Origin of the sequence: Lactobacillus bombicola, from assembly GCF_900112665.1 — a bacterium.
In the GTDB taxonomy this organism is placed as follows: domain Bacteria; phylum Bacillota; class Bacilli; order Lactobacillales; family Lactobacillaceae; genus Lactobacillus; species Lactobacillus bombicola.
Genome location: NZ_FOMN01000003.1, coordinates 84628 through 96964, shown reverse-complemented (window position 1 = coordinate 96964; position 12337 = coordinate 84628). Strand labels below are relative to the sequence as shown.

The 12337-nt window shown below is 32.5% G+C and carries 11 protein-coding genes and 4 pseudogenes; 8 read left to right on the top strand and 7 right to left on the bottom strand.

Annotation, left to right across the window (positions count from 1 at the left end; genetic code table 11):
* Positions 1 to 39: 39 nt before the first annotated feature.
* Both BM203_RS03620 and xerS read left to right on the top strand, forming a co-directional pair.
* Complete coding sequence (locus BM203_RS03620) at positions 40 to 252, top strand: hypothetical protein (protein ID WP_090092835.1); 213 nt, start codon at positions 40 to 42, stop codon at positions 250 to 252.
* Positions 253 to 534: 282 nt separating this feature from the next.
* Positions 535 to 1603 (top strand): annotated as a pseudogene (gene xerS / locus BM203_RS03615) (tyrosine recombinase XerS).
* A 339-nt stretch (positions 1604 to 1942) separates the two neighbouring features.
* On the opposite strand, the gene BM203_RS03610 reads toward xerS, so the two are convergent.
* The 6 genes and pseudogenes from BM203_RS03610 to BM203_RS03595 form a co-directional block, all read right to left on the bottom strand.
* Complete coding sequence (locus BM203_RS03610; protein WP_090092834.1) at positions 1943 to 3526, bottom strand: ATP-binding cassette domain-containing protein; 1584 nt, start codon at positions 3524 to 3526, stop codon at positions 1943 to 1945.
* 12 nt (positions 3527 to 3538) lie between these two features.
* The gene (locus tag BM203_RS03605) at positions 3539 to 4729 is read right to left on the bottom strand and encodes a peptidase M16 family protein (protein ID WP_090092832.1); all 1191 of its coding nucleotides are present in this window, start codon (positions 4727 to 4729) and stop codon (positions 3539 to 3541) included.
* Complete coding sequence (locus BM203_RS03600) at positions 4705 to 5820, bottom strand: ThiF family adenylyltransferase (RefSeq protein ID WP_158593137.1); 1116 nt, start codon at positions 5818 to 5820, stop codon at positions 4705 to 4707. Before BM203_RS03600 ends, BM203_RS03605 begins: the two co-directional genes overlap by 25 nt.
* A gap of 81 nt (positions 5821 to 5901) precedes the next feature.
* Entirely contained in the window at positions 5902 to 6024 is a 123-nt protein-coding gene (locus BM203_RS08670) for a hypothetical protein (RefSeq protein ID WP_255409632.1), read from the bottom strand.
* Positions 6025 to 6055: 31 nt separating this feature from the next.
* The gene (locus BM203_RS08665) at positions 6056 to 6178 is read right to left on the bottom strand and encodes a hypothetical protein (RefSeq protein WP_255409631.1); all 123 of its coding nucleotides are present in this window, start codon (positions 6176 to 6178) and stop codon (positions 6056 to 6058) included.
* A 117-nt stretch (positions 6179 to 6295) separates the two neighbouring features.
* Positions 6296 to 7657, bottom strand: a pseudogene (locus BM203_RS03595) (IS3 family transposase).
* 420 nt (positions 7658 to 8077) lie between these two features.
* On the opposite strand from BM203_RS03595, the pseudogene BM203_RS08590 reads away from it, so the two are divergent.
* From BM203_RS08590 to BM203_RS08580, 6 genes and pseudogenes are all read left to right on the top strand, one after another.
* A pseudogene (locus BM203_RS08590) lies at positions 8078 to 9147 on the top strand (aminotransferase class V-fold PLP-dependent enzyme).
* A gap of 300 nt (positions 9148 to 9447) precedes the next feature.
* Positions 9448 to 9783: a hypothetical protein gene (locus BM203_RS08585; protein ID WP_228150108.1), complete on the top strand. Its 336-nt coding sequence runs from the start codon at positions 9448 to 9450 to the stop codon at positions 9781 to 9783.
* Complete coding sequence (locus BM203_RS03570; RefSeq protein ID WP_090092823.1) at positions 9767 to 10078, top strand: nucleoside triphosphate pyrophosphohydrolase; 312 nt, start codon at positions 9767 to 9769, stop codon at positions 10076 to 10078. Before BM203_RS08585 ends, BM203_RS03570 begins: the two co-directional genes overlap by 17 nt.
* Before the next feature lie 159 nt (positions 10079 to 10237).
* Positions 10238 to 10516: a hypothetical protein gene (locus tag BM203_RS08315; RefSeq protein WP_143453045.1), complete on the top strand. Its 279-nt coding sequence runs from the start codon at positions 10238 to 10240 to the stop codon at positions 10514 to 10516.
* Positions 10517 to 10587: 71 nt separating this feature from the next.
* Positions 10588 to 10878 (top strand): hypothetical protein, encoded by a 291-nt coding sequence (locus BM203_RS08310; RefSeq protein ID WP_133158293.1) that lies wholly within the window; start codon positions 10588 to 10590, stop codon positions 10876 to 10878.
* 204 nt (positions 10879 to 11082) lie between these two features.
* Positions 11083 to 11346, top strand: a pseudogene (locus BM203_RS08580) (ATP-binding cassette domain-containing protein); the annotation flags it as partial.
* A 416-nt stretch (positions 11347 to 11762) separates the two neighbouring features.
* Here the strand turns inward: BM203_RS08580 and BM203_RS03560 are convergent.
* Entirely contained in the window at positions 11763 to 12029 is a 267-nt protein-coding gene (locus BM203_RS03560; RefSeq protein WP_133158294.1) for a hypothetical protein, read from the bottom strand.
* Positions 12030 to 12337 lie beyond the last annotated feature (308 nt).

The following is a 12337-nucleotide window of genomic DNA, read 5'->3' as shown; positions in this document are numbered from 1 at the left end:
GGGGTGTAGATACCATACCCTTTTGTAAAGGAAAAACTGATGAAACTTAAAAATACTAAAAAGATTATTGTGTTTATTTTAATGCTTTATTTTGTACTAATTACAGTCCATGTTTTTCTTAGTATTCATGGCGCAAGTGGTCTACTTAGTGCCAAGGGAAATATTTCAGTTGGGCTTTTCTTTGCATTACAATCTGGAGGAGGAAGCTCTAATATATTAGTAGACATTTTACAAATGTCTTTGTTTATTTGAAAAATAATAATATATTTTCTAATGTGCAACAAAGAATTGGTTCGGCTGCTTGCATTTTAGTTTTACTAATCTGAGAACATAAGAACATATTTTATCCTATTTGAACTTGTTTATTGTAGTGAATAATTATATTTCTTATTTACAATATCATTGATTGATTAAAACTATAAATTTAATCAATGGTATTGATTGCTCTACTCTCTAAAATTAAATAGCTGCAGCGAATTTTTTTGTTTATGAGATACCCAATAATTTAATATATTTATTACAAAAGAAATCGGTATGGATCAAGAACACTACGCCAAATTAATCAATCGGGAACTTAGTAATTTACCGTTCTATGTCAGCGAGTTTTATCTAACCAAAAACTTATCAATAACTACTAAATATTATTACTTAACAGAAATACGACGCTTCCTCACCTGGCTAATCCAAGAAGGTTTAAGCAGAGCAGATAGCTGCAAGAATATAAGTTTAAAAACTTTAGAGCATTTGAAACGTGACGATGTAATGTTTTATATTGATTCTTTAAAGAATAAGCCAAATAAGCAAAACAAATACAACTTTCCCACCATAATAAATAGACGATAAATGCACTTCGCTCTCTTTATACCTTTTTAACAGTGGCTGCTGACAATAATAATGGAGAACCGTATTTCTACCGTAATGTCATGGCAAAAATCGATTCTCTCCCCGCTTCAAAAACGTTAAATTATCGTGCAAATGAACTCAAGACACACATGTATCGGGGACAAAAGAAACATGATTTTTTGGATTTTCTTTCTAATAGATATGAAACGCAGGTCAATAATAATATAATATTGCAGGACATTTTGTGCGAAATAAAGAGCGTGATATTGCAATAATAGCGCTAATGCTAGGTGCTGGTGTGAGGGTCCAAGAGGCTGCCAGTACAAATGTTAAGGAGTTAAACATACAGGCCCATGCTAAATGTGATCCGCAAAGGCGGTCAAAAAGATACTGTGCCCATTGCACGTTGGGTATTGCCCTATATCAGAAGGTACTTGGTCGTCAGAAATGACCGCTATCCTGGTGCCGAAGATGAAATTTCCCTCTTTGTGTCTCTACAAAATGGTAAGGCAAAACGGTTAACATCAGACGCTATCGAATAATTTGTTGCCAAGTATTCTGTAGCATTTGGCAACCGTATTACGCCTCATAAGTTGCGGCATACGCTATACGCTATACGCTAGCCTCGGAGCTTTACGGAGAGACCCAGGACACCGTTTTGGTCTCACAGCAGCTTGTCCAGCATGGTACCTCTGTCACAGATTTGTACACCCATATTGATCAAACAGAGCAAAAAGATGCTTTAAACAAAATTAAATAAATTATTTATTTAATTGTTTATGTTATAAAATATTAGTTAATTTTGCTGGATCTAATTCTTCAATCTAAAGAGTTAGTTTTATTAATATTTTTTTAAAATTATCTACCTCTCTATTACGTGGGCATGGGCCTAGCCACACGTATTTGATACTGGGGTAATCTTGCTTCATTTTATAAAGAACTATAACTAATGATTAATGAATTAAAACTTAAACTAAAAGACTTGACATTGGTATTCAACCAATGTCAAGTCTTTTTATAGCCTATATGTAACAGCTTTTCATGTATATTCATATATTTCTTAATTTTTGAAATGCCACATGACAAACCGAGATTACGATTATTTTGATAAATCAATTATTTGGTCAAACATAGCCCTTTCTTTTGATGTGATGTGATGTGCAACCTCGATAACCGTGCCATTGAAGTTATTTAAAATTGTTTGGTGTATTTGCATGGATAAATCTTGATCAAGAGAGGAAGTTGCTTCATCGGCCAATAATATTGGCCTTTTTGTTAGTAATGCTCGAGCAATTTCAATCCGTTGATTTTGACCACCTGATAGATTATTGCCATTTTTACCAAGTAAGTAGCTTAAGCCCTTTTCATTTACAAGATCAGTTAATCCGGCTCGCGTAATGGCATTATTCAGATTAGCTTTAGAAACTTGTCGACCTAAAGTGATATTGTATTCTAAAGTATCATTTAAAATAAATGGTTTTTGCTCGATAAACGAAAAATATTCATGTAATTTTGACCAATTTCCATTGGCTTCAAATTGATTAAGCTTATATGATCCAGAATTAAGTTGCTTCATCCCGATTAATACGCTTAATAAAGTTGATTTTCCCCAACCAGAAGGTGCCTCAAGGAGGACTTTTTCTCCAGATTTGATTTTTAGGTTAACATTAGTAAAAATCATCTGTTTTCCCTGACTCACTTCGGCATTTGTTAATTGTAATGATTGGAAAGTATTTGGAACATTGGTAAGAACTTTCTTGTTTTTGCTTGTCTTCATATATAAATCAATTTTCTTGATTTTATGTATAATTGGTTTTGCAGTTTTAATATCATTAAATGATTCAAAAATACCGACCACAGGATTAATAAAATTGTTTGCAAGTTGTGAAATCATCATAAATGTACCTAAAGTCAAATGACCGCTAACAATGAAATTGATTCCAATAGCAAAAGGAAGAAACATACTGAAAATATAGGCGATTAGCATAGTCAGTTCATTAGACATACCTTTAGTCCAATTGGTTTTAAAAAGGGCTGTTTCCATTAACTTGGCTGCTTTGATTAATCTACTAACCATTGAATATTGAACATTATATATATTAGCCATTTCAACTCCAGAATGAGTCTCAATAACTGTATCAGTATATTTACTATTCAAATTTTCCCAAGTTTCAGAATTTTGCTCTATTTTAGGACCAAAAATTGATTGAATAATGGCAGGAACGAAAGAAGCTATTAAAAATACTAAAGCAATAATCCAAGAACTTACAAAGGCAGAGACTACAGCTGCACAAAATTGAATTAAATCAGAAATAATTGAAAGCTCTGCTTTAATACTATTAGTTTCAATTTGTTTAAGATCATTAGTCATAAACGAACTATCAATATTGTTATTATTGGATCGGTTATTCACTAAATAATCAGCAGTTAACCTTTTTAGAGTAAGATTGACTTCTTCTATGATTTTATAATAAAAATACTGATATATTATACCGACTATACCGAATATTAATAAGCCTAAAATGGCAAAAGCAGTTAGCCAGATTAAACTACCTTGGGGGTTCTGGGCGAAGTCAATAAATTTTTGAAAAACAAAAGCAACAAAAACAATTTGGAGAGATTTTAAAAAAGCAAGAAAAACATATAACGTTATTTTCCATGGTCGTGTGTAATTTATAATCATCGCTATTTCCTCTCAATTATATTCGACAAAAATATTTATATTATTGAGTTCTAGAAGCATTTTAGAAATCAGCTTATTATACTCATTTATAATTTCGTGATACTTAACACCCTCAAAAGAAGTTATCTTTTCTTGTTCATATTCCATATTAGAAAAAGAATTAACACTATGCTCAACACCATCAAATAAGACGTTTTGCTGAAAATATAAATTTTTAAAAGCATCTCTTAGTATCTTTTTAGATGTTCTTTCGAAATTAAACATTATATGTTTCAAATCTATAACTATACCTTTAGCTTCATTTGGTAAACCGGATAAAATCAGTTGTATGTAAACACTATTATATCTATAAATAGGTAAGGCTTTTATAAAGTATATCTGATGATTTGATTTACGTAACTGCAATATCAACGCATTTTCCCCAGAAGTTAATATTGAAAAAAATAAACTTAAAGCGTATATTTTAACTGTTGAAAGATTGCTATCAGTAAGCTTAAAAATCATTGAAACATTGGCAACCTGTGCGTTAGCAATGGTGCCCTTACAACTATATGATTTTGCCAGCAATATGTTTTTGCTTTTATTAAATGCGATATTTTTTGATGTATAAACTGGCAAGCTATCTAGTTGCTTTAAAATGGAGACTACGTTGTCTACATGATTACCTGTTGCCAAACATGAAATATTTTTAGCTGTTAAATTGTTCTTGGCAAACTTTAAAACCTTTTCTAAAGTAATATCATCTATATCATCCAAAGATCCTAAAACCGAATCTTGATATTCACCATTAGAATCAAACATTTTATTACGTGCTTCAGAAGCAAATTTCTCAAGTTGACTAGTGCGATATTGTAATAGTTCCTGTTTAACAATTGACTTTTCACTTTCCAAGTTTTTATCGGTAAGCTGAAAACTAGATAGATTATAGACAAATTTGGTTAAAAAATCGTATATATCATCTTCAATACCAATTATCTTAAAAGCTATAAATCTAAGAGTGGTACTACCACTAACATTCAAAAAGCTTGGTTTTTTAATTTGGTCTATTACTAAATGTTCAAATAAATGTGGTATTCCATTTTTATATTGCTCTTTTAAATGAATCTTAATGACTATGCCTGAAAGTTTACTTTCAGGCATTTTGATTACATTTATTTGTAGACCATTTTTAAATTTAATTATTTGATTGGGATTATTTGCCATAATTTATTATTACTTTCTGTGCCGCAAGTTGGACAATCACTTTGTCTTTCGAAACTAACAAAACTTTTTTCCTTTAATGAATTATAATCGAATCTGTATAGTACATTCCATTGCTGTCTTTTATTAGTTATTTGATCTAACCATTTTTTAACCATCCAGGAAGTCTCTAGCATTAAATTTGGAATAATAATAGGTGTGGTGGGCTTAAAATTGTTTTTCCGTAAAGCGTATACTAATTTTTCAAATTCCGTATCATTTGTAGCGTTTAGTAAGCAGTCAATACAACCAGATTTATTAGGATTAACCATTAACATTTTACATGAATCTCTTGAACTAAAACCATATAAACTAGGAATTTGCTTAATATAGCTAGCTCTATTTATTATTCTTTGTGCTACATAAGGGGGCTCGTCCATACAGCAGAAAGCCCAATTTGATTCGTTAGTTTCTATCTCATCTATTGCTGAATTTACAGAGATGATTTTTTTCTTGGATACAGTAATTTTAACATTAGAATTTCTTGATTTTAAAAATTGTTGGACAACATCAACTTTGAATTTTCCAATATCATCATTCTTGAAAAGGAATTGTCTATGTAGATTTGATTTATCTATTTTGTCATTGTCGACCAGATGTATGTGTCTAACGCCTAAATTCGTTAGTTGCAGAGCCAGTAAGCTTCCACCTCCACCTACTCCAAAAATTGTTACTTTCAAATTCTTTATTTTTTTAATGATATCTTGTCCATTAAGTCCTTCACTATAATAATATGTACAATCGCTTTTAAATTCATCGTTGCTTGTAAGTACGCTTAAGGGTTCATTTAATAAACTTAGTGAGTGAGCTTTTGATAATTTAACTATTAAAAGACTTAAACTTTTTAAATTGATCCAAGGAAAAGAAGATAAAATCTTTTCTACATTATTATTACCATCTAGCATATTTAATAAAGGTAATAATTTGTTCTCTTTGTCTGTTATTTCAATAACATCATTATCATCGGTACCTATTCTAATCGTGCCCTTTTCGTATTCATAAATCATTTTGTCTTGATGAATCATAGGATAATATTTTAGTAATTCGTCTTTCATATTAAATTCCCTATAAAAAAACACTGTGTAAGATATGTTGTTTTTCTTTACACAGCGCATAACAGTTTTTTATATTGTTTTTTAAATGAAGTACCAGTTATGGTGAGTTGAATCATTACGTACTTCAGAAATTTCAAAATCCATAGCACTAGTGGTTACTTGATCTGCGTTAACATAATTTTCAAATCTACTTTCTAATTTCATTTTTCTGCCCCAACATTATATTAAAATTTTATTAAATAAAGTACCAATTATGATGAGTTGAATCATTACGCACTTCAGAAACTTCAAAGTCTACATAGCCAATAGCTATTTGGCTTTTATCAATATATTTTTCAAATTCACTTGTCGATTCCATTTTAAACGCCTCCTTAAATATTAATAAAAAATAATTTTTTATAGTTAGTATCATAAATCCTTAATTTAATTTTGTCAACAAAAATAGAATCCTAAAATTAGGACAGTCGAATAAATTCTAACTGAGAACTAACTCCTGATATTCAATCGGGGTTAGTCCTTTCAGTTTGCTTTTGATTCTTTTGGTGTTGTAGTAGTCAATGTGTTTTCTGATCGCTTCTTCTAGTGCGGTTAAGTTCTTGAAGGCCTGTTCAAAGCCGTAGAACATTTCCCGCTTTAAGATGCCAAAGAAGCCTTCCATCAAGTCGTCATCCCCTTCTGGTCGATGCCATGATTTTTTAGCCAGGCTTGAAATTGCAGGTGCTGGTGCTGCCAGCACTGGTCCGTATGAAAGACCAAACCGTTCAGGGGCGGGTGTGTCTGCGCAAGGCCTGCCTTAACATGTCTATGGTCTGCTTAAGGTTGGGACTATGGAAAATGGTGTAGGCAATAATCTCCTGCGTGCAGCCATCGATGATGGGCGCCAGGTAGGTCTTCTACCAGTTAAGTTTGAACTCGGTCACGTCGGAATACCATTTGTGCTTGGGGTAAATCGCCCCAAAATTGTGCTTGATCAAGTTGGGCTTAATTGGACCTTGGGTGCCGTAGTAGCTGTTATACTTGCACCAGCGTTTACTAACCAAACCAAATAATTTCAGCTTCTTCATCAAACGCTACACTTTCTTGTGGTTGATTGCCAGACGGCGCCGCCGCCTGAGCTCCAGGATAATCCGGCGGTGTTTATGTTCTTCATAAATGGCTTTGATTGTGATCATTACGACTTCATTGCCCTGGTCTTTGTCGCCCCGTTTAAGCGTGTAGTAGTAATTACTGCGCGATAAGTGCGGCAGATTAGGATTGGTATTGCATTAATAACTTCAAGAATAAAAGTTACGCTAACTTTGAGTTCACGCATCAGCTCTGTAACTGCCCGGGCTATTTTCGCGGCTTGCGGTTCTTGACCTGCTGATCGACTAAGGCGTTCAATTTTTTTACGAATTCGTTCTCGACGGTCAGCTTCAAGTTCTGCTGACGTAAACGTCCGTTTTCTTGTTTCAAGCGGTGATTTTCCTGCTTGATTAATTGTTCTCTTTTGGTCATGAGGCGGTCGTTCTCTCTGTTTGATAACGACATTATACCCATTTTCACGGTACTGAAGCAGCCAATTAAACAAAACACCTGAACTCTTAAGACCTAAATCAAGGGCTACCCGATAAATCGTTTCACCTTTGACCAGTACCCGCTTAATAGCTAGTTCCTTAAAGTTAACTGAATAGTTTGTATAAGGTCGGTCAAGAATGGCTGATCCATAATGATTGATAAGGGTTAAAAGATATTGAATCGTAGACCTGATAGCGGCGACTAAGTTCTGTGGCCCCACTTGCTGGTTTTGCCAAAGATGAAAGATTTCAATTTTGTCTTGTTTAGATAGTTTAACCATAAAAATATGACCTCCGAATTTGAAGTACAACTAAAAAGTTAGACATTTTATCATTACGCAAAACTTGTTTTTTGTTGGATAAATTTAGTTCAACAGACTGTAAAAACGTTAATAAATAATATAAGTAAATATTAAGAAAAAATATCACTATTTATTTTTAGTATAAAATACGAATATATATTAATAAAATTTATTTAAAGTTCGCTTTTTTGTTGATAAAATAAAATATTTTTTGTTTAAATAGGTTTTTTTGCTTGAAACACGTAGATTAAAATCAATGATAGAGTTATAAATATGTCAACAGATAAAATGATAGGGAGGAAAAGATGATTTACTTTGATAATGCGTCAACTACATATCCTAAACCTGAATATGTAAGAAAGGAGTAATGATTTAATTGAGAATACTACGGGAAGTTCAATGAGGACCTCTAGTACAGAAGATACGGATATTATATTTGAGACAAGAAAAAAGATTGCAAAGCTATTGAATGTTGATTATCCGACAAGTATTGTCTTTACGTCTAATACAACTGATTCACTAAATATGATTATAGATGGTTTCTTAAAAGATGGAGATCATGCGGTTTCAACTGCTATAGAAGATAATTCTGTTGTACGCCCACTTATTAGACTTCGTAAAGAAAAAATATAAAAATAACGTGGATAAAATCGAATGAGTATGGTTATGTGAATCCAGATGAGATTATAAATGCAGTAACTGGTAGTACATGTTTAGTTGTGGTTAACCATGCATCAAATATTACAGGATCAATTCAAAATGTTGAAAAAGTTGGTAGTGCATTAAGAAAATATCCAAATGTGAAATTTCTGCTTGATACGTCACAATCTATTGGTCACACTCCTATAGATAATCAAAAAATAAAAGCCGATTTTATAGCTTTTACAGGTCATAAGTCTTTATTTGGTATTACAGGAATAGGAGGGTATTATATAAATCCAAAAGTAGAAATTCGTCCTTTTAAAGTCGGTGGCACAGGAGTATTATCAGAGCTTCTAGTGTAACCTAAGGGAATACCGTTGCAATATGAAGCAGGAACTATGAATACTCTTGGTATAGGATCCTTATATTATGGTATAAATTATTTAAATGATTTATTACAGAAAACTAAATCACTTATTACTAAATTATCTTTAATAAAACATGTTTCTGTTTATTCTAAGCCTAATCCAATAAGAATAGTTTCATTTAACATTGATGGCATAATTCCATCTAGATTATCAACATTTTTGGGCGAAGATGCTGATATTAAAACTAGAGCAGGAATAATATGTGCGCCTTTTATACATGAATTTTTGAAAATTAATCTATTTGAATGTGTAAGGGTTAGTATGTCACAGTTTAATACAGAAGAAGAGATTGAAGAATTAATAAACTACATATCTAAAGTCGTAAGTAATCTAGACGCGGTAAAAAATATAAACATTTCAAATATATATTCTAGTCCAAGCATATATAATTTTGATTAGGAGGATACTATGAAAAATATAACAGATTTTTGCACTTTTTGTGAAAAAAAGAAACACCCGTATGTTATAAAACAAAAAATTTCGTTGTTTGTATTTCAGTAGAACCAATAGCACCAGGATATTCTTTAATTGTATCCAATGATCATTATAATTGTGTTGGTTTACTACCAGATGAGCTTCAATCAGAATTTTTGGCTCTTAAAGAATTAGTTAGAGTAAAATTAACAAAAGAATATGGTAGTTGTATTTTTTTGAACATGGACGTGCAGGATATTGTCATGTTCAGACAGGAGAAGAATTGTGTTACCATGCCATATGCATGCTATTCCTGTAAAAGTTGATTTAGAAGATAGATTAGTAAGTGACGGATTGTTTTCAATAAAATTAGAAGCACCATCAGCTATGTTTGAAAAGTGTTATGAGCTTGGTCAGTATCTGTATTTTGAGGATTTTAATCAAGAAGAATCTCTCTTTCAAATCACACGCCCAATTCCAAGACAGTATTTAAGAACTATTACTGCTGAAGCGATTGGCCGACCAGAATTAGCAAATTGGCATGACAACCCTAACTGGGAACAAGTAAATGCTGATAGAGATAAGTTAAAAGAAGTATTTAAAAATGAAAAAATTAGTTAGGGACAAAATTCCCGAATTTGTTGAGAATGCTAAGTTTCGTAAATTAGCTGATTCAGAACGAGAACCTGCTCTAAGGAAAAAACTGATTGAAGAAACAATGGAAGTTATAGAAGCCGACAGTGCAACTAACTTAATTGAAGAGCTAGGTGACGTTTATGAAGTTATCCTAACTTACCTAAAATTCAAGGGTGTTGACCAAGCAACGTTTTTAAAGCAAGTAGAAAAAAAGCGTACCTTAAAGGGCAGCTTTGCAGAATTTCTCGAGATGGAGCAGGGAGAAAATGATAACCAGTAGTGTTGTATTAATCGTTTTTGCTACTATTTCTTCATTCTCGCGTGGGATTATTTCCGTTATTGATCGTTACCAAATGGGATACCGGAAGCAAGGTTCTATCAATGTTAATTTTCTGAATAACATTTGGAGCGCGGTTTTAGTTACCTTTTTTTGATTTACATGTTGGTTAATTTTCAGGGGCCGACGATTACTATAAGCTATTTGTTAAGAATGTTGCTGTATGCACTATTAACGCAATTAGTAGCATACGGTTATAGCTACGTAATGAAAAAAGTTTCGATTATGAAATCCGTTATTTTGAGCAAATTGTCAGATTTATTTATTCCATTAGCCATTTTTTTAACAATGGGTTACTTCAGTCGCTCATCGTATTTGGTATCAATTGGGTCGACGATTCTGGTTGTAATCTACATAGTTTTCAAACAACGACGTAGCTAATTAAATTTACATTAAGAACACTTGGTGTAATTGCTCCTTTATTAACGATTCAAGCGGCGCTGTCGCCATTATTGACTAAAGGACTAATTGCTGCAGCGGATCTGACCTTTTTTACAATTGGTACAATTTATATTCGCTGCATAATTACTTGTATTACCTTTTGGGTTAAGAATAAAGCTTTTACAATTCAAAGAAGTAAAATATCTGTTAAAATTTTTGGGATCTATGCCGCACGTGCTTTTTTAACTTTGCTGCCCCAGATTGCCTACACTTTGGCAACGTCTTCCTCTAATTTAAGTATTGCATGGGTATTCTTGAACATGACATCTTTGTATAGCGTATTTTTCGGTAGTATTTCTTAAAAGAAAAGGCTAGTTGGTCGGACTTTTTGCTGATAGTTAGTATCTTAGCGATAGCGATAATCTCAAAGGCTTGATGAAAATTGATATTCTATAGAATATTCTACTGAACGCCAAGGTGTCTCAAGACACCAAGCCCGTTGCTATTTCCACGCAAACTTCAACGAGCAGCTTAGCTACATTTGTCGGTTTAGATATATTACCGGTTTGCGCAAAAATTTTAACAACGTTGAAAGTCTGACCTATCCGGACATCCACATCAAGGCCGGTGAAAAAATCTTGCTTTCAGGAGACAGCGGTACCGGTAAATCGACCCTGTTCAAATTGATTTTACAGGAACTAATGTCGACGACCGGAGAGATTACCTTTAGGGACAAAGAGGGACGGATCATTGAACCCAATCTTAACTAAATAGGCTATATCCCGCAGGATCCCATCTTGTTTTCGGGTAGCATCAAGGAAAACATAACGACCAGCTGAACGCGGCCGCGCAAACCTGGGCCCAAAAGATGCAGCTGGCTGATAATTTGAGCAAGTTCCCGCAGCTTCAAGACATGTGCGGTCGGAAAATATATCTCAAAAAAGCTGAAGTGAAGCTAAAATTAGGACTACTTAATAACGTTTAATCAAAGACTGATTCTTGATGCTAAATCGAGGTTAGTCTTTTTAGTTTAATTTATACTTTTTAACTTTGAGCTTGCAAGTCTAACGACAAGTTTATTATTTTATCTGAAAGATTAATAATGGAAGAAACCAAACTTAGAATTTTAACTAATTGATTTTGTTTGAATGTTAGAACCGCTATTTAATCAGTTAGTGTTATTTTTAAAACAATCAGCTACTCAATATAGGAAATTATGGATTTAATAAATCTAAATATTAGGGGGTTAAAACCAAGTTGTTACTGATTTGGCAACGTCTTCGTTGAAGTTAGGTTTGTTTAGTTGAATAAGTAATTGTATTCCCTTTTTGGATAGTTTTTCTTTAAGTGCTAGCGTATTTAATTTTTTAATCAAATCTCTTTTAACCTGATATACATTTTTCTGGTGCTTTAGTTCTTTTACTGTGGTATCAATTAAACTCTGTTCAACAGAAGTAGGCATTTGTTGGTTTTCGAGTAGAGCTAATAGACTCGTATTATTTTTCAACATCATAATTCTTCCTTAGATAACTAAAATTACAATAATAACTTTATTTTACTCTAGTTCAATTTAATTGTAATGATGTTAAAATCAATTTAGCTAAAACCTATCTGCAAAAGTATTTTAAAATGAGGTTTTTCCAAATTAACTGTGTGTAAATTTATTGCAATTTTTACAGATAATTTTTGCAAAAAAAGCTAAAAAATAAGAAGGCGCGATACTGTATTTTTTGGTAGTAAAATAAACTTTTTTAAGTATTTTAGAGTAATTGGCAGATAAATGGCTAAGCTGGAACTTAACTTTTTGAAATTTTAAATATC

Coding starts and splice junctions, on each gene's coding strand:
- BM203_RS03570 (WP_090092823.1), top strand. CDS start 9,767: ATGAAAAAATTAGTTAGGGACAAAATTCCCGAATTTGTTGAGAATGCT.
- BM203_RS03610 (WP_090092834.1), bottom strand. CDS start 3,526: ATGATTATAAATTACACACGACCATGGAAAATAACGTTATATGTTTTT.
- BM203_RS03560 (WP_133158294.1), bottom strand. CDS start 12,029: ATGATGTTGAAAAATAATACGAGTCTATTAGCTCTACTCGAAAACCAA.
- BM203_RS08665 (WP_255409631.1), bottom strand. CDS start 6,178: ATGGAATCGACAAGTGAATTTGAAAAATATATTGATAAAAGCCAAATA.
- BM203_RS03620 (WP_090092835.1), top strand. CDS start 40: ATGAAACTTAAAAATACTAAAAAGATTATTGTGTTTATTTTAATGCTT.
- BM203_RS08315 (WP_143453045.1), top strand. CDS start 10,238: ATGTTGGTTAATTTTCAGGGGCCGACGATTACTATAAGCTATTTGTTA.
- BM203_RS08670 (WP_255409632.1), bottom strand. CDS start 6,024: ATGAAATTAGAAAGTAGATTTGAAAATTATGTTAACGCAGATCAAGTA.
- BM203_RS03605 (WP_090092832.1), bottom strand. CDS start 4,729: ATGGCAAATAATCCCAATCAAATAATTAAATTTAAAAATGGTCTACAA.
- BM203_RS03600 (WP_158593137.1), bottom strand. CDS start 5,820: ATGAAAGACGAATTACTAAAATATTATCCTATGATTCATCAAGACAAA.